The organism is Kitasatospora atroaurantiaca (genome assembly GCF_007828955.1).
Taxonomy (GTDB): Bacteria; Actinomycetota; Actinomycetes; order Streptomycetales; family Streptomycetaceae; genus Kitasatospora; species Kitasatospora atroaurantiaca.
The window spans coordinates 2,476,698-2,493,131 of sequence record NZ_VIVR01000001.1 but is presented as its reverse complement, the minus strand read 5'-3'; the positions used below and the strand labels follow the sequence as shown (position 1 = coordinate 2,493,131).

At 70.8% G+C, this 16,434-nt stretch carries 13 protein-coding genes, 2 tRNA genes, 1 pseudogene and 1 riboswitch; of the genes and pseudogenes, 11 read left to right on the top strand and 5 right to left on the bottom strand.

The window, feature by feature from the left end:
- Positions 1-168 precede the first annotated feature (168 nt).
- Both FB465_RS11560 and FB465_RS11555 read left to right on the top strand, forming a co-directional pair.
- Entirely contained in the window at positions 169-768 is a 600-nt protein-coding gene (locus tag FB465_RS11560; protein WP_145790061.1) for a biotin transporter BioY, read from the top strand.
- A gap of 191 nt (positions 769-959) precedes the next feature.
- Positions 960-1,445 (top strand): ribose-5-phosphate isomerase, encoded by a 486-nt coding sequence (locus FB465_RS11555; RefSeq protein ID WP_145790060.1) that lies wholly within the window; start codon positions 960-962, stop codon positions 1,443-1,445.
- A 27-nt stretch (positions 1,446-1,472) separates the two neighbouring features.
- On the opposite strand, the pseudogene FB465_RS11550 reads toward FB465_RS11555, so the two are convergent.
- Positions 1,473-2,797, bottom strand: a pseudogene (locus FB465_RS11550) (GNAT family N-acetyltransferase).
- A gap of 234 nt (positions 2,798-3,031) precedes the next feature.
- Between FB465_RS11550 and FB465_RS11545 the strand changes: the two are divergent.
- The gene (locus tag FB465_RS11545; RefSeq protein WP_145790058.1) at positions 3,032-4,264 is read left to right on the top strand and encodes a PP2C family protein-serine/threonine phosphatase; all 1,233 of its coding nucleotides are present in this window, start codon (positions 3,032-3,034) and stop codon (positions 4,262-4,264) included.
- A 562-nt stretch (positions 4,265-4,826) separates the two neighbouring features.
- Positions 4,827-5,021: a hypothetical protein gene (locus tag FB465_RS11540; RefSeq protein WP_145790056.1), complete on the top strand. Its 195-nt coding sequence runs from the start codon at positions 4,827-4,829 to the stop codon at positions 5,019-5,021.
- Positions 5,022-5,109: 88 nt separating this feature from the next.
- On the opposite strand, the gene FB465_RS11535 is transcribed toward FB465_RS11540, so the two are convergent.
- Positions 5,110-5,886 carry a DUF6348 family protein gene (locus tag FB465_RS11535; RefSeq protein WP_145790054.1) on the bottom strand — a complete coding sequence of 259 codons (777 nt, stop codon included), beginning with the start codon at positions 5,884-5,886 and terminating at the stop codon, positions 5,110-5,112.
- A 387-nt stretch (positions 5,887-6,273) separates the two neighbouring features.
- Positions 6,274-6,450, top strand: a riboswitch (cyclic di-AMP (ydaO/yuaA leader).
- A gap of 9 nt (positions 6,451-6,459) precedes the next feature.
- Between FB465_RS11535 and FB465_RS11530 the strand changes: the two genes are divergently transcribed.
- Positions 6,460-7,446, top strand: coding sequence for a M23 family metallopeptidase (locus tag FB465_RS11530; protein ID WP_145790052.1), 987 nt, complete (start codon positions 6,460-6,462; stop codon positions 7,444-7,446).
- Between the two features lie 343 nt (positions 7,447-7,789).
- Here the strand turns inward: FB465_RS11530 and FB465_RS11520 are convergent.
- A tRNA-Gly gene (locus FB465_RS11520) sits at positions 7,790-7,863 on the bottom strand.
- Between the two features lie 176 nt (positions 7,864-8,039).
- Here FB465_RS11520 and FB465_RS11515 point away from each other — a divergent pair.
- The 6 genes from FB465_RS11515 to clpX all read left to right on the top strand — a co-directional run bounded on the left by FB465_RS11515 (position 8,040) and on the right by clpX (position 14,555).
- Positions 8,040-8,113, top strand: a tRNA-Pro gene (locus tag FB465_RS11515).
- 136 nt (positions 8,114-8,249) lie between these two features.
- Entirely contained in the window at positions 8,250-9,731 is a 1,482-nt protein-coding gene (locus FB465_RS11510; RefSeq protein ID WP_145790050.1) for an MDR family MFS transporter, read from the top strand.
- A 237-nt stretch (positions 9,732-9,968) separates the two neighbouring features.
- Positions 9,969-11,354: a trigger factor gene (gene tig, locus FB465_RS11505; protein WP_145790048.1), complete on the top strand. Its 1,386-nt coding sequence runs from the start codon at positions 9,969-9,971 to the stop codon at positions 11,352-11,354.
- A 270-nt stretch (positions 11,355-11,624) separates the two neighbouring features.
- Positions 11,625-12,242: an ATP-dependent Clp protease proteolytic subunit gene (locus FB465_RS11500; protein WP_344016082.1), complete on the top strand. Its 618-nt coding sequence runs from the start codon at positions 11,625-11,627 to the stop codon at positions 12,240-12,242.
- 52 nt (positions 12,243-12,294) lie between these two features.
- Entirely contained in the window at positions 12,295-12,951 is a 657-nt protein-coding gene (locus FB465_RS11495; RefSeq protein WP_145790047.1) for an ATP-dependent Clp protease proteolytic subunit, read from the top strand.
- Between the two features lie 314 nt (positions 12,952-13,265).
- On the top strand, positions 13,266-14,555 hold the full coding sequence (gene clpX, locus FB465_RS11490) for an ATP-dependent Clp protease ATP-binding subunit ClpX (RefSeq protein ID WP_145790045.1): 1,290 nt from the start codon (positions 13,266-13,268) through the stop codon (positions 14,553-14,555).
- A 74-nt stretch (positions 14,556-14,629) separates the two neighbouring features.
- Here the strand turns inward: clpX and FB465_RS11485 are convergent, their stop codons facing one another.
- Entirely contained in the window at positions 14,630-15,430 is an 801-nt protein-coding gene (locus FB465_RS11485; RefSeq protein ID WP_145790043.1) for a hypothetical protein, read from the bottom strand.
- A gap of 29 nt (positions 15,431-15,459) precedes the next feature.
- Entirely contained in the window at positions 15,460-16,413 is a 954-nt protein-coding gene (locus FB465_RS11480; protein ID WP_145790041.1) for a hypothetical protein, read from the bottom strand.
- Positions 16,414-16,434 lie beyond the last annotated feature (21 nt).

The window sequence follows — 16,434 nt, the reverse complement described above, 5'->3', positions numbered from 1 at the left end:
TGTGACCGAAAGTGATCCGATCCGTACGCGACCGGGTGTCGGGCAGCCGATTCCGACAAGTCCCGGGGCTGACGCTTGGTCGGATCCGACGCCGTCAGGGCGTACCCGCACGACATAGGTTCACCAGTGATCACCGAATACGTCGTGCCAGAACTGGAGTCCTGCCCCATGGCCACCGCCACGTCCGTACCGACCACCGCAGTCCTCGCCGACCTGGTCCCGCGCGCCACCACCCGGCTCGGCGGCCAGGCCCGCGAGCTGCTCCTGGTGGGCGGTGGCGCCGCGCTCACGGGTCTCGCCGCACAGCTCTCCGTGAACGTCCCCGGCTCGCCCGTCCCGGTCACCGGCCAGACCTTCGCCGCGCTGCTGGTCGGCACCGCGCTGGGCGCCCGGCGGGGCATCGCCTCGCTCGGCCTGTACCTGCTGGCCGGGATGGCGGGGCTGCCCTGGTTCGCCCAGGGCGCCTCGGGCTGGGCGATGCCGAGCCTCGGCTACGTGCTCGGCTTCGTCCTGGCGGCCGGCCTCACCGGTGCGCTGGCCCGTCGCGGTGCGGACCGCAGCCCGCTGCGGACCGCCGTCGCGATGGTGCTCGGCAACCTCGCGATCTACGCGGTCGGCGTTCCCTACCTGGCCGCCTCGCTCCACGTCTCCCTCGCCAAGGCGGCCGACCTCGGCCTCTACCCGTACCTGCTCGGCGACGGCCTCAAGGCCCTCCTCGCCATGGGCGCCCTTCCCCTCACCTGGAAGCTCCTCGCCCGCCGCGGCTGACCTGCGGCCGGCCATGTGAGGGCGGTCGGCTTCAGGGCTGGGGGGAGAACTGCGCGACGTCGGAAGGTACGGACCGTTGCCTTCCGGTTTCGCGCAGTTCTCCCCCAGCCTTCGGCCGGGAGGTGCCCCCACGCGCCCCTGATCGGCTGGCCCGTCGCGGTTCGGGCGCACGTGCATGCCACACTTCTCGCATGCGCGTGTACCTGGGTTCCGACCATGCCGGATACGACCTCAAGAACCACCTCGTCCAGTGGCTGAAGGAGAACGGCCATGAGCCGGTCGACTGCGGCCCGCACATCTTCGACGCCGAGGACGACTACCCGCCGTTCTGCCTGCGCGCCGCCGAGCGCACCGCCTCCGACCCCGAGGCGCTGGGCATCGTGATCGGCGGCTCGGGCAACGGCGAGGCGATCGCCGCCAACAAGGTCAAGGGCGTCCGTGCCGCGCTGGCCTGGAGCGAGCAGACCGCCTCGCTCGGCCGCGAGCACAACAACGCCAACGTCATCAGCATCGGCGGCCGGATGCACACCGAGGCCGAGGCCACCCGCTTCGTCGAGATCTTCCTCAACACCCCGTACAGCGGCGAGCCGCGCCACACCCGCCGCATCGAGATGCTGAGCGAGTACGAGACCACCGGTGAGCTGCCCCCGATCCCGGCGCACCACCCGCAGGTCTGACGTCACTTCAGCGCTGCCGCACGGGGCCTAGAACCCGTGCGGCAGCCAGGGCGCCACGTCCGACGCGAACGCCCGCGAGGCCTCCGCCAGTGCGCCCTCGCGCAGCTCGGACACCCGCCCGGCCGCGGCCAGCGCCGCGAGCGTCGTCCCGCCGAGGTAGGCCGAGCCCAGCTCCCGTACGGTCAGCGCCAACCCGGCCGGCTCGGCGGTCCGTACGCAGGACGCACCCTTGCCCTGGCCGTCGCTCTGCAGCTTCCAACGCCCGGTGTTCCACGGGCAGAACTCGTCCTCGACGTCCAGCACCACCTCCACCGGCGCCGCGTACCCGCGCTCCTGGAGTGCGGCGCCGACGTCCACCAGCCGCACGAACAGGCCGTCGCGCAGGCGCGGCTCCAGCCGGCGCGGGTCCGCGACCAGGTGCAGCAGCGGGTCGTCCACCGGGCGGCTGCGGATCGTCACCGTGTCCGTCAGGTCGAGGTCCAGCAGGAAGGCCCAGACCGCCGCGTACACCTGCGGTGACAACGCCTCGACGTCGCGCACCCGGACCGTCCCGGCCGAGTTGTTCGCGCTGCTCCACTCCGCGTTGACCGCGTAGCGCGCGTACCCGAGCAGCCGGCCGCTCTCCCGGTCCTCCGCCAGCACGCACTGCAGCGGCGAGAAGCCGCCGCGCGAGCCGGGAGCGTCCAGTACCGGCAGCTGCTCCCAGCCCGGCCGGCGCTCCAGCATCCCGGGGCGCAGCGGCACCTTCGCCGCGTACAGCTCCTCGCAGGCCGGGCCGCTCTTCACCGGGTCGGCGAGCCGCAGCCGGACGCGGCGCCCGTCGTCGGCGGCACCGGGAGGTGGCCGCGCGGAACGGTCAGCGCCATCCGCCAGGTGCCGACGCCGTAGCCGAACCGCCCGTAGATGGCCGGTTCGGAGGCGGTGAGCACCGCCAGCGACTCGCCGCGCTCGTGGATGTCGTCCAGCTGACGGCGCATCATCGCGGTCAGCAGACCGCGCCGCCGGTGCGTGGGCAGGACGCCGACCATGGTGACACCGGCGGCGGGCACCACGGCGCCGCCCGGCACCGCGATCCGGAAGGTGAACGCCCCTGCCCCGCCGACCACCGTCGAGCCGTCCCGGACCGCCAGCGAGCGGTCCAGCTCGGTCAGGCCGCGCCAGAGCTGCCGCTCCTCGGGCTCCTCCTCACGGCCGCCGAACGCGACCTCCAGGCTTCGGTACCAGCCGTCCCACTCCTCGGCTCGGAGCGTACGGACTGTCAGGTCGGCAGGAAGGTGGCCACGAACGTCGCCCCGAACGTCGCCAGGAAGGTCGTCGGGCAGGTCGTCAGGTACGGCGGCATCGGCGGTCATATGCCCAGTGTGACCACCGGCATCCATCGTGCGCGACCGACTTTCGCAATGTCCCGTACATGCCGGTGGGCCGCCCGCCCCTTTCGGCGCGCGCTCACCCCCCGCGCGCCGTGCGCGGGCGCCGCCTCCGACCCCTGTCCACGGCTGAAACCCGCTGAACACGCACGGAACAACCAGACCGAGACCATCCACCCCGTCGACGCCGACCCGCGGCGGTGGATAGGGTCAGAGCCCATGGCTGGCAGCACGCCGGGCGCACCGCCCCAGACGACTGCGACGGGCTCCGCCGCGACAGCGGCCAAGGATCCCTGGACGGCCCGGTGGCGCATCAAGCTCTACCGGGCCCGGCGAAGGCTGCGCAGAACCGGGGTCGACTACTTCCGCGGCGACGCCTCCGACTGGCTCGCCTTCGGCGCCTTCCTGGCGATGATCCCGCTGCTGGTCCTGCTCAACGTCTGGATCCCCGCCTGGATCCCGCCCACCGCACTGGTCCTGCCGATCCTGGCGGGTGCCCTGCTGCTGCGCCCCGGCACCCTGGTGCTGCTCTACGCGGCCGCCGCGCTCGGCCTCTCCACCGAGTCCGTCATCCACACCGGGGAGCGGGTGGCCAGCGACCGGCCCGAGGCCTACGTCTTCGGCGTCACCCCGGGCGCGGCCCTGGTGGTCGGGGCGGTCGGCGTCGCCGGACTGCTGCTCGCCCAGTTCCGCAGCCGGGTCGGCGTGCCCTGGCGCGGCGGCGGCTCGATGCTCTTCGACCTGCGCGAGCGGCTGCGGGTGCAGAGCCGCGTCCCGCAGCTCCCCGAGGGCTGGTACGCCGACATGGCCCTGCGCCCGGCCGGCGGTCAGTCCTTCTCCGGCGACTTCGTGGTGGCCGCCCGCACCGGCCCCGGACAGCGGGTGCTGGAGGCCGTCCTGGCCGACGTCTCCGGCAAGGGCATGGACGCGGGCTCGCGCGCCCTGCTGCTCTCCGGCGCCTTCGGCGGCCTGCTCGGCTCGCTGCCCGCCCACGAGTTCCTGCCCGCCGCCAACGGCTATCTGCTGCGCCAGGACTGGGAGGAGGGCTTCGCCACCGCCGTCCACCTGGTGCTCGACCTGGACACCGGCGAGTACGAACTGCTCTCGGCCGGCCATCTGCCCGGTATGCAGCGGCTCTCGGGTGCCGGGCGCTGGGAGGTCAAGGAGTCCTCGGAGGGCCCGCTGCTCGGGATCTACGACGGCGCCAAGTTCGAGGGCGTCCGGGGCCGGCTGAACCGGGGGGACCTGCTGATGCTCTGCACCGACGGCATGGTCGAGATCCCCGGCCGGGATCTCTCGGAGGGCATGGACCGGCTGATGGGCGAGGCCGACCGCCTGGTCGCCGGGGCCCTGATGAGCAGCGGCAGCCGGGGCGCGGCCGTCCGGCTGATCGAGACGGTGGCCAAGGACGTCAACGACGACCGGGCGGTGCTGTTGCTCTGGCGGCAGTGAGAGCGGTGGCCGCCGCCGCCCGTCGGGCTGAGGCCTGGCGCCCGCATGTCAAGCCCGGGTGGTGATCTTCGGCCATTCCTGACGGCTCGTCGCCCGAGTGGATCTACCCGGTTCCCAGCCGCCGGTCGCCCGCTCCGAAGCCGGTCATCCGGGCCCTGCCGACGCTCCGTCAGAGGAGCTCCGCTATCGTCTCGGTCGGCGGAAATTCGTCTCACATCGCAGGATCTTCGGGCCTGCCTTCCGGCAAGTCCTTTACGCAGTCCGCACGAACGACCACACTGAGTCCGGGTGGGACTGGTCGATTCTCGGGGGATTGGGGGCGCCACATGCGGCTGACGGCAAGCGTCGTACGGCTGCTCGGTGCCCCGGTTGCGGCGTGATCGGTCGGCTTCCGCCCGGGACCGTCCGCGCCACAGCTGGGTGCGGAGGGGGCAGTCCGGCAGCGGCGGCAGCACGCGGTCGGGCGGTCTTCCGGACAGGCCGGGGTCCGGCGTCGCCATGGGGTTTCGGCACGGAGCCCCGACGCAGCCACGCTTCGAAAAGAATGAGGAAGTGAGTCCGGGTGGCCTTCTCCGTCTCCGCGTTGTTCCTGTTCGGCGTCATCGTCGTCATCTTCATCCGCAACAAGCAGCTGAAGACCAGTCATGCGATCATCGCCGCGCTCTTCGGCTTCATGGTCAGCCAGTCCACGGCGGCCAAGCCCATCCAGGACTTCCTCAACCAGCTGGCACAGACCATCTCCTCGGTCGCCAGCTGACGCCTCCTCGGCGGACGCGCGCGTCCACCGAGGCTTCTTCCGTCGAGCACGTGACCCGGACGTTCCCGAGGCCCTCGGGCCGGCGGGTCTACTGGCCTGCCCGCCGGGCCTGCCACCAGCGGCTGACCAGGCCGCGCCGTGGCGCCGGCGCGTGCACCGGAGCGGGTGCCGGCTCGGGGCGTACGGGCTCCGGCCGGGTGACGCCCTCGGCCGCGAGCAGGATGAACAGGCGGGCCCAGCAGAGGCGTTCGCCGCGGGGCCAGTCCATGGCGCGCAGTGCCGCCGAGGCGGGCTCCGACACCTCGCCGTTCACCCGGACCTCGGCGATGTCCTCCCCGGCCCTGCCGCCGAGGAAGAGCTTCACGCCGTTCACGTCCGGCGCCGTCAGCTCGGGCCGCAGCGCCTCGGCCAGCGCGGGCAGCACCTGGTGGTCGGCCAGCCAGCCCGTCAGCCGCTCGGTGCCGAAGCCGAAGACGGCGGCGGGGCCCTGCACGGCGTGCCAGTCGGACAGCTCGGCGTGCCGGTAGTGGTCGGCGTGCTCGCCGCGGTGCTCGAGCAGCTCCAGCACCGTGGTGGCGGTCGTGGTGGCCCACATCTTCACGGCGTTGTCGAGCTTCTCCTCCTCGGTCTTGCCGAGCCCGGCCGCGCAGTCCCACACCACGGGGGCGTCCGCGCGCCCGAGGTGGAGTACGAAGCCCAGGTCGACGTGGCCGGCGCCGCCGTCGCCCGGGTGCTCGCGGACGGCCACCGCGGTGGTGCCGGGCCCGCGCACCACGCTGCCGTCGACCGTGAACTCCTTGCCGTAACGCGCCATTTCGCGGACCACGCTGCGCTGGATCACTGCGAGTCGGTCCTGCGGACGCACGGGCGGCTCCTCGATCGAATGAGGCATCGAACTTCGAACATCGAACGCGAGCGAGAGTATCGGCCCAGGGCCCCAGCGGGAAACGCATCGTCAGCTGTCGAGGTGCCGTGAGGTGACCGGGGTCACCGAAGATTCTTCCGGCGGTGCCGGACCGTGTCCGGACGGGCACACAGGGTCGGATCGGTCACGGCACGGCGGCCGCTCTCGCACGCAGGGTGAAAGATGAGAACGCGGTGAGCAGTACCCGCTCGGCGGAGAGTGACCTCGGGCCCGTTCACCCTTATCCGGGCCTTACATCCCGCTCGCCGGGGACTTGCCTTGTGTACGTCCCATCGGCTTTGCTTCGACACCTGCCCGGCCATCGTCCGGGCGGCTCACCGGGCAGAACGCCAAATCCTGCCGCTGCCCGGCGCCTCGAACCAGGCACTGCACGGCAGGAGCGGGGGACCCAAGGTAAGTCGCCGATCCCGGTGTTCCGGGACGGCTTGGGGTGAAGCCGCTCTCTTTCCGCGGCCGGGCATCTCCCGCCCGAACCCGACAGCTCACCTCGCCGGCGTCGGAGAGGACCCCCTCATGTCCGCAAAGGGCAAGCACCGCCGCATAAAGCTGTCCCGCCTCACCCGCATCGCCGTCGCCACCGGCGTGGCCGGTGCCTCCCTCGCCCTCCCGGTCACCGCCGCGAGCGCCCACGGGACCGACAGCCACCAGTCGACCGCGCCCGCCGCGTCGACGACCACCAAGACCTCCATCGACGCCATCGAGGTCAAGCCGGTCGCGGAGACCACCTCCGCTCCCGCCCCCGCCGCCTCCGCCGCGCGCTCGTACGACGTCGTCAGCGGCGACACCCTCTCGAAGATCGCGGACGCCCAGCAGGTCGGTGGCGGCTGGCAGAAGCTGTACGAGGACAACCGCAGCGTCGTCGGCAGCAACCCGAACCTGATCTTCCCCGGCCAGCACCTCTCGCTCTCCGGCAAGGCCGCCGCCGCTGCGCCGCAGGCCGCGACCCCGAAGCAGGAGGCTCCGAAGCAGGAGGCCCCGAAGCCGTCGACCGCCAAGGCCGCGGCGCCGAAGGCCTCCTCGTCCTCCTCCGCCGCCAAGTCGTCGACCGCGAGCTCCTCCGACTCGGTGTCCTCGTCCTCCGCGGTCGCCGCCTCCTCGGGTTACACCGCTCCGGTGAGCAGCCGCATCACGACCGGCTACGGCGTCGCCGGTTCCTCCTGGTCCAGCGGCCACCACACCGGCGTGGACTTCCCGGTCTCCACCGGCACCTCGGTCAAGGCGATCGCCGCCGGCACCGTCGTCTCGGCCGGCTCGGGCGGTGCGTACGGCAACGAGGTCGTCATCAAGCACGCCGACGGCAAGTACTCCCAGTACGCCCACCTGTCGTCCATCTCCGTCAGGGCCGGCCAGACCGTGACGGTGGGCCAGCAGATCGGCCTCTCCGGCGCCACCGGCAACGCGTCCGGCCCGCACCTCCACTTCGAGGTCCGCACCGGCCCGGCCTACGGCTCCGACATCGACCCGGTCGCCTACCTGGCGAGCCACGGCGTCAAGATCTGACACCCCGTCGGACACCCGCGCGGCCCCGGCCGGTGATCACTCACCGCCCGGGGCCGCGCCCGGCGGACCCTCGCCACCAGGGCATACCGCTCGTCGCCCACCGGACCGCCCCACAGTCCGGAATCGCCACCGAGGGGCTCGACCCGCAGCTCGACGACCAGCGGGCGCACGGCCGCAGCCAAGGCGTCCGCAGTGGCATTACTGAACGGCACCCAGGCCCAGGTCCTCCCGCCGCAGCAAGATCGATCCGGACGGGCACGGCCCGGGCGCGACGCCCTGACGGACCTTCAAACGACTTCGGCCCCAGGCCGGCGGATGAACCGCTGACCTGGGGCCGAACTGATGGAGCGGGCGACGAGAATCGAACTCGCGTGGCCAGTTTGGAAGACTGGGGCTCTACCATTGAGCTACGCCCGCGTGCATGTGCCTGAGCACACGCCGCCCCCGGGCCGTTGCCGGTCGCGAGGACAGGGTCAGCGTACCTGGTCGGGCCGGTTGCTTGCACACCGCTTTCGGCTCCGGGCATGTCCCGCGGCCCGCCGATATAACGGCGAACAGGGTGTTGTCGACGTGTACGCTTCCTCTCGGCACCACGGGGTGTGGCGCAGTTTGGTAGCGCGTCCGCTTTGGGAGCGGAAGGCCGTCGGTTCGAATCCGGTCACCCCGACAGTGCGGCAGGGTCTCGTCCGCGGGCGGGGCCCTGTTGGCGTTTGCGGGGTCGCTCGGGCACCCTGGAATGTTGATTGTTCACCCAATGTGGCGATCGACGGACCCCCCGAGACCCGACTGAACAGCGAGCCCCCATGCCTGCGCCCGACCCCGCCGCCGTCACCCCTCGCCGGGGGCTCGACCCGAAGGTCGCCGTCGGTGTGGTCTTCGTGGCCGCACTCTTCATGTCGATCATGGACACCACGATCGTGAACGTGGCGCTCCCCTCGATCGGCCGCCAGTTCGCAGTCGACCCCGCCTCGGTCGGCGTGGTCAACGTCGGCTACCTGGTCACCCTCGCCGTCTTCGTGCCGCTCTCCGGCTGGCTGGGCGACAGGTACGGCACCCGCAGGGTCTTCCTGGCCGCCCTCGCCCTGTTCACGGTGGCCTCGCTGCTCTGCGGCAGCGCGGGCAGCCTCGACCAGTTGACGGTCTACCGGATCTTCCAGGGCGCGGCCGGCGGCCTGCTCACCCCGGTCGGGATGACCATGCTGTTCCGGGCCTTCCCGCAGGAGGAGCGGATGCGCGCCACGCGCGTCCTGATGCTCCCCACCGCCGTCGCGCCTGCGCTCGGCCCGGTGCTCGGCGGCTGGCTGGTGGACAGCTGGTCCTGGCACTGGGTCTTCATCGTCAACGTCCCGATCGGCATCCTCGCCCTGGTCTTCGGCGTCCTCTTCCTCCCCGACTACCGCACCGAGCGGGCCGGCCGTTTCGACGCCGCCGGCTTCCTGCTGGCGGCGGTCGGCTTCGGCCTGGCGATGTACGCGCTCTCCGAGGGCGCGAGCCAGGGCTGGGGGACCGTCAGGATCCTGGTCCCGGCGGCGGTCGGCCTGGTCGCCCTCGCGGCTCTGGTGGTGGTCGAACTCCGCCGCCCCGAGCCGATGCTGGCCCTCCGGCTGTTCCGCGACCGGATCTTCCGTACGGCGAACCTGCTCTCGCTCTTCTCCGGCGCCGCCTTCCTCGGGATGCTCTACCTCTTCCCCCTGCTGATGCAGGACGCCCTCGGCATGGACGCCCTGCACAGCGGTCTGATGGTCTTCCCTGAGGCGATCGGCGTGATGATCGCCTCACAGGTGGCCGGCCGCCTCTACCCGAGGGTCGGCCCGCGCCGGCTGCTGGTGGCCGGCGCCACCGTGGTGGCGCTCTGCCTGGCCCTGATGGCCGCCATCGGGCCGGGGAGCAACCTGTGGGCCGTCCGGGTGTTGCTGTTCGTCACCGGCTTCGCCATGTCGCACGTCTTCATGCCGTCCCAGACTGCGGCCTTCTCGACCATCTCCCCGGCGTCCACCGGGGGCGCCTCGACGCTCTACAACGCTCAGCGCCAGCTCGGCTCGGCACTCGGCGTGGCGATCCTCGGCACCGTGCTGGCGGCCGTCGGAACGGTGACCACCACGGTCGGAGGTACGCCCACGGCGAACCTTGACGCGTACCGCGCGGCCTTCCTGGTGGCCTCCGCCCTTGCCCTGGTGGCGGCCGTGACGGCCCTGTTCGTCCGGGATTCGGACGCTGCGGCGACCATGCGCAGGGCCCCGGGGACCGACCGTGAGCCCGAGCCCGCGGGCGTGTCGGCGGCCTGATCAGCGTCGCCCTGGCGTCCGCCTTTCGTGGTACCGGTAGGATGGGTCGCTGGCGGTAGTCCCTGTGGCATGCGTGCAGGTCAACCGCCCGAGGGCGAGGAGTCACGCTCACCGTCCACCCCCGTACGGGAGATGCAGCTCCAACCGCCCATCGCCCGTCTCGCCCGCCAGTACCGGCCCACGGCCGCACGAAGCGGGCGGAGACAACCAGACCGCAAGCCCTTAGGAGACCCAACCGTGAAGAGCGCCGTCGAGACTCTGAACCCGACCCGGGTTCGACTCACCGTCGAGGTGCCCTTCGAGGAGCTCAAGCCCAGCCTCGACGCGGCGTACAAGAAGATCAACCAGCAGGTCTCGGTCCCGGGCTTCCGTAAGGGCAAGATCCCGAACCGTGTGATCGACCAGCGCTTCGGCCGTGCGGCCGTGCTGGAGGAGGCCGTCAACGACGCCCTTCCGCGCTTCTACACGCAGGCCGTCGACGAGGGCAAGATCGAGGTCCTCGGCCAGCCCGAGATCACCGACATCGAGGGTGTCGAGAAGCTCGCCGACGGTGGCGACCTCAAGTTCACCGCCGAGGTCGACGTCCGTCCCGAGATCACCCTCCCGGACTTCGCCGGCATCGAGGTGGCCGTCGACCCGATCGTGGTCGACGAGGCCGACGTCGAGAAGTCGCTGGAGCAGCTGCGCGAGCGCTTCTCCTCGGTCAAGGACGTCGAGCGCGCCGCGGCCGCCGGCGACGTCGTGGTCGTCGACCTCGAGGCCAAGGTCGACGGTGAGGTGCCGGAGGACGGCACCGCCACCGGCGTGAGCTACGAGATCGGCTCCGGCCGCCTGCTGGACGGCATCGACGAGGCCGTCATCGGCCTGTCGGCCGGCGCCTCCGCCACCTTCACCACCGAGCTCAAGGGCGGCACCCAGGCCGGCAAGAGCTCCGAGGTCACCGTCACCGTGACGGCCGTCCAGGAGAAGGAGCTCCCCGAGCTGGACGACGAGTTCGCCCAGCTGGCGAGCGAGTTCGACACCCTGGAGGAGCTGACGGCCGACTCCCGCAAGCGCCTGGAGCGCATGCGTGAGTTCGACCAGGCCACCCAGGCCCAGGAGCGCGTCCTGGACGAGCTGCTGAAGCTGGTCGAGATGGAGTACCCGGAGAAGCTCCTCAAGGACGAGATCGAGACCCGCCGTCACAACCTCGAGCACCACCAGCTCGAGCCGATGGGCCTCACCCTCGAGACCTACCTCGCCACCCAGGACAAGTCCCTCGAGGACTTCCTGGCGGAGACCGAGGAGCAGGCCAAGAAGGGCATCAAGACCCAGTTCGTGCTCGACGAGATCGTGGGCAAGGAGGAGCTCGGCGTCAACCAGGAAGAGCTCACCGAGCACCTGATCCGCCGTGCCGCCGGCTCCGGCCTCACCCCGGACCAGTTCGCCCAGCAGGTCGTCCAGGGTGGCCAGGTGCCGCTGCTGGTCGGCGAGGTCGCCCGTGGCAAGGCGCTGGCGCTGGTCGTCGAGGCCGCCAAGGTGACCGACACCAACGGCGAGCTGGTGTCCTTCGAGGACGAGGAGACCGAGGAGTCGGGCGAGACGGTCGAGGCCGCCACCGCCGACGAGACCCCCGAGGCCTGAGTTCAGCAGTAGGCAACACCGGCAGTAGGCATCACCGTGGGCCCGGGCACCGTTTGGTGGCCGGGCCCACTGCCGTCTCTTCCCGTACCAACCCTGCGCTCACAGCGAACAGCTCTGCGTGGGGGATTCTGCGGCCGGGCCTGCGCGTTAGGGTCCATGGACAGCGACATTCACAGCAGTGAGCTCTCAGAGCTGTGCGACATACGACGGCCGCAGGTCGGCCTTCAATTCGACTGAGCAGGTGGCTAAGTGACGTTCCCGCAGATGCAGATGCCTGGCCTGATGGCGCCGCACGCCGCCGCTGGTGACGTGCTCGGCGGCCTGGGGGACCAGGTCTACAACCGGCTGCTCAACGAGCGCATCATCTTCCTCGGCCAGCAGGTCGACGACGACATCGCCAACCGGATCACCGCCCAGCTGCTGCTCCTGGCCGCTGACCCGGACAAGGACATCTACCTCTACATCAACTCCCCGGGCGGCTCGATCACGGCCGGCATGGCGATCTACGACACCATGCAGTACATCAAGAACGACGTGGTCACGATCGCGATGGGCATGGCGGCCTCGATGGGCCAGTTCCTGCTCACCGCGGGTGCCAAGGGCAAGCGGTTCTCGCTGCCGAACGCCAACATCCTGATGCACCAGCCCTCCGCCGGCCTCGGCGGCTCGGCCACCGACATCCGGATCCAGGCCGAGCAGCTGCTGCGCACCAAGCGCCGGATGTCCGAGCTGATCGCGCAGCACAGCGGCCAGTCCTTCGAGCGGGTCACCGCGGACTCCGACCGCGACCGGTGGTTCACCCCGGAGGAGGCCAAGGAGTACGGCCTGATCGACTCGATCATGCACAGTGCCGCGGACGTCCCCGGCGGCGGCGGCACCGGCGCCTGACAGCAGCCGGCAGCAGAAAACCCGACCGTACGCTTCGGAGGACAGACACCCCATGAACACCCCCCAGACGCCCCGCGGCGAGTACTACGGCGCCCGCGCCGAGGGCCGCTACATCGTCCCGCGCTTCGTCGAGCGCACCTCGCAGGGCATCCGCGAGTACGACCCGTACGCCAAGCTTTTCGAGGAGCGCATCATCTTCCTCGGCTCGCAGGTGGACGACGTCTCCGCGAACGACATCATGGCCCAGCTGCTCTGCCTGGAGTCGATGGACCCGGACCGCGAGATCCAGATGTACATCAACTCGCCCGGCGGCTCCTTCACGGCCCTGACGGCCATCTACGACACCATGCAGTACGTCAAGCCGGACATCACCACCGTCTGCATGGGCCAGGCGGCCTCGGCGGCTGCCGTGCTGCTGGCGGCGGGCACCCCCGGTAAGCGGATGGCGCTGCCGAACGCCCGGATCCTGATCCACCAGCCGTACACCGAGACCGGCCGCGGCCAGGTGTCGGACCTGGAGATCCAGGCCAAGGAGATCTTCCGGATGCGCGAGCAGCTGGAGGAGATGCTGGCCAAGCACTCCAACAAGGACGTCGCCACGGTCCGTGACGACATCGAGCGTGACAAGATCCTGACGGCCGAGGAGGCCCTGGAGTACGGGCTGATCGACCAGATCATCTCGACTCGCAAGACCTCGCTCACCGACTGACCTCGGGCAGCTCCGGGGCGGGGCGTACGTGACGTACGGGGTGTACGTGACCTACGCCCCGCCCCGGTCTGTTCCGGTCGGGCCCCTCGGCCCGGCACAATCGGTAGTGGCTCATGCCTCGCGCCCCACGCCTGTCGGACGGCATCTGTTCGGTATCAATTCGCCCAGGGCGTAGGGCAGAGCTGTCGAAGTCGGCGGAATAACCGGCTCGGCAGAGTACCGTCGGATAGCGAGACCGACCGCCGACGGCGGGCCGGTCCACAGCACCAGGCCCCGGAACCCCCGCGGGGCCCCTGGCGAAGGGGAAGCACCTCGTGGCACGCATCGGAGACGGTGGCGACCTGCTCAAGTGCTCGTTCTGCGGCAAGTCGCAGAAGCAGGTGAAGAAGCTGATCGCCGGGCCAGGCGTGTACATCTGCGACGAGTGCATCGACCTGTGCAACGAGATCATCGAGGAGGAGCTCGCCGAGACCTCCGAGGTGCGCTTCGAGGAGCTCCCGAAGCCCCGCGAGATCTACGAATTCCTGGATCAGTACGTGGTCGGCCAGGACCTCGCCAAGAAGGCGCTGTCCGTGGCGGTCTACAACCACTACAAGCGCGTCCAGGCCGGCGAGACGGGCCGCAGCGGCGGCAACGGCCGCGAGGACGCCATCGAGCTGGCGAAGTCCAACATCCTGCTGCTGGGCCCCACCGGCTCCGGCAAGACGCTGCTCGCCCAGACCCTGGCCCGGATGCTCAACGTGCCGTTCGCGATCGCGGACGCCACGGCGCTCACCGAGGCCGGGTACGTCGGCGAGGACGTCGAGAACATCCTGCTCAAGCTGATCCAGGCGGCCGACTACGACGTCAAGAAGGCCGAGACCGGGATCATCTACATCGACGAGATCGACAAGGTCGCCCGCAAGAGCGAGAACCCGTCGATCACCCGCGATGTCTCGGGCGAGGGCGTCCAGCAGGCGCTGCTGAAGATCCTGGAGGGGACCACCGCCTCGGTGCCCCCGCAGGGCGGCCGCAAGCACCCGCACCAGGAGTTCATCCAGATCGACACGACGAACGTGCTGTTCATCGTGGGCGGTGCCTTCGCGGGCCTGGAGCGGATCATCGAGGGCCGGGCGGGTGCCAAGGGCATCGGTTTCGGCGCGACGATCCGCAGCAAGCGGGAGTCGGACGCGAGCGACCACTTCCGCCAGGTGATGCCGGAGGACCTGGTGAAGTTCGGGATGATCCCGGAGTTCATCGGCCGTCTGCCGGTGATCACCAGCGTGCACAACCTCGACCGCGAGGCGCTGCTGCAGATCCTCACCGAGCCGAAGAACGCGCTGGTCAAGCAGTACCGCAAGCTCTTCGAACTGGACGGCGTGGAGCTGGAGTTCTCCCGCGACGCGCTGGAGGCCATCGCCGACCAGGCGATCCTGCGCGGCACCGGTGCCCGTGGCCTGCGGGCGATCATGGAGGAGGTGCTGATGTCCGTGATGTACGAGGTGCCCTCGCGTCAGGACGTCGCCCGCGTGGTCGTCACCGGTGACGTGGTCTCCAAGCACGCGATCCCGACGCTCGTCCCGCGCGACATGATCAAGCGCGAGCGGCGCGAGAAGAGCGCCTGACGCAGTACGCCCGACGCAGTACGCGAAGGGGCCCCGCGCACCGACCGGTGTGCGGGGCCCTTCGTCGTACCGGCCTACTTCTTGATCTCGGCGACCTGACGCAGCTCGCGAACGGCCGCGGCGGCCTTCGCCAGGTCCGGCTGATCCTTGGTGTCCGCCTGGCCGGTCAGCACGCCGACCACCGAGCTGCCGTCGGCCCAGACGCAGAGGCTGTCCGTCTCGCGGGTGGCCTTCATGAGCTCACAGGAGAGCGTGCCGCCGAGCGGCCCGGCGTCGAAGGTCGTGCGGTCGCTGAAGGTGGTGCCCTTGGTGCCGGCGCCCTTCTCGAAGCCCCGGTAGAAGTCGTCCACCTGGACGCTCGGCGCGATCACGTTGCCGTAGCCGCCGAACACGATGACACCCTTGCCGGTGCTCTTGTCGTCGTAGACCGCACTCACGGCGGTGGGGGTCCAGGCGTTCTTGCCCTGGCTGAAGGACTGCTGCAGGCTGCTCTGCAACCTGTCGGCCAACGGGTTGGCGGTGTCCTTCGGCATCCCCTGGAAGCTCTCCGGAAGAACGACCTTGTGGGTGCCGGTCTTTGACGCCACATCGAGGATGAAGTAGCCCAGCAGGCCGCCGCCGAGCAGCAGCACGCCGCCGATGCAGCCGAGCACGATCCACAGCGTCCGGCGGGACTTCTGCGGGGGCTGCGGCGGGTAGCCGTACGCTCCGGGATAACCCGGAGCCGGGTAGCCGGGAGCGCCGCCCTGCTGCGGGACGGAGCCCCAGGGCTGCTGGGGCGCGCCGTACTGCGGTGCGGGCGGTGCGGGCGGCGGCGGAGCGCCGTAGGGCTGGGCGGGCGGCTGGGCCGCGCCGTAGGGGTTCTGCTCGGACACAGCTGTTCGCCTCCGGTGGGGGAGCTGGGCTACTTCGCGACGACCATCGCGTCGCGGATGGTGCGAGCCTGCTCGGCCGCCTGGGACTGGGAGAGCTGGGTGGAGCTGCCGGAGAGCGAGATGTGGGTGAAGGTCACCGAGGCGGCGGTGGAGTGGTTGGCCCAGATGCAGATCGGGACGTCGAAGCCGCTCGTGGTGGCGACACCGCAGGACATCTTGCCGCCGGGGTCCTTGGCGTCCTTGGCGTCGACCGAGGCCAGCGGCGTCTTCCAGCTCATCTTCCCGGAGGCGGTGATCTGCGCGCTGGACTGGGTGATGATCGCGTTCGGGTCCTGGATCTTGCCGTACGAGCCGCCGACCGTGATGGAGTCCGTGCTGTCCGCGCCCTTGACGTAGGTGGCGAGCAGACCGCCGTCGTACGAGCTGTAGCCGTTGCCCTTCTCCGACGGGTCGCCCGGGTTGTCCTTGTTGGACTTCCGGGTGTAGCCGCCCGGCAGGCTGACGGGGGCGGACAGCTTGTACTTGCCCTGCGTCGAACCGCCGCCGCCACCGCTGCCGCCGCTCGTGCTGCTGGAACCGCCGGTGGTGGCACCGCCCGTGCTGACGTTGGTGGTGTGGGTGTTGTCGTCACTGCCGGCCAGCCCGTAGATCGCCAGCCCGCCGCCGACCAGCACCAGCGCGCCGACCACCAGACCGATCACCAGACCCGCGTTGCTCTTGCGCGGCGGGGGCGGGTAGCCGCCGGGCGCGCCGTACGGAGCCTGCGGGGGCACCTGCCCCTGCGGGAAGCCGGGCTGCTGGCCGAACTGCGGCGCGGGCGGCTGCTGCTGCGGGTAGCCGTAGCCGGGCTGCTGCTGGGGTGCGCCGTACTGCGGCGGCTGGCCGTACGGTGGTGCCGGCTGCTGCGGTGCGCCGTACTGCGGCGGCTGCCCGTACGGCTGCTGCGGCTGGCCTTGCGGATACTGCTGCCCCTGGCCGTACATCGGCTTCGATCTCCCCCGCCG

Coding starts and splice junctions, on each gene's coding strand:
- FB465_RS11560 (WP_145790061.1), top strand. CDS start 169: ATGGCCACCGCCACGTCCGTACCGACCACCGCAGTCCTCGCCGACCTG.
- FB465_RS11555 (WP_145790060.1), top strand. CDS start 960: ATGCGCGTGTACCTGGGTTCCGACCATGCCGGATACGACCTCAAGAAC.
- FB465_RS11545 (WP_145790058.1), top strand. CDS start 3,032: ATGGCTGGCAGCACGCCGGGCGCACCGCCCCAGACGACTGCGACGGGC.
- FB465_RS11530 (WP_145790052.1), top strand. CDS start 6,460: ATGTCCGCAAAGGGCAAGCACCGCCGCATAAAGCTGTCCCGCCTCACC.
- FB465_RS11510 (WP_145790050.1), top strand. CDS start 8,250: ATGCCTGCGCCCGACCCCGCCGCCGTCACCCCTCGCCGGGGGCTCGAC.
- FB465_RS11500 (WP_344016082.1), top strand. CDS start 11,625: ATGCCTGGCCTGATGGCGCCGCACGCCGCCGCTGGTGACGTGCTCGGC.
- FB465_RS11495 (WP_145790047.1), top strand. CDS start 12,295: ATGAACACCCCCCAGACGCCCCGCGGCGAGTACTACGGCGCCCGCGCC.
- FB465_RS11480 (WP_145790041.1), bottom strand. CDS start 16,413: ATGTACGGCCAGGGGCAGCAGTATCCGCAAGGCCAGCCGCAGCAGCCG.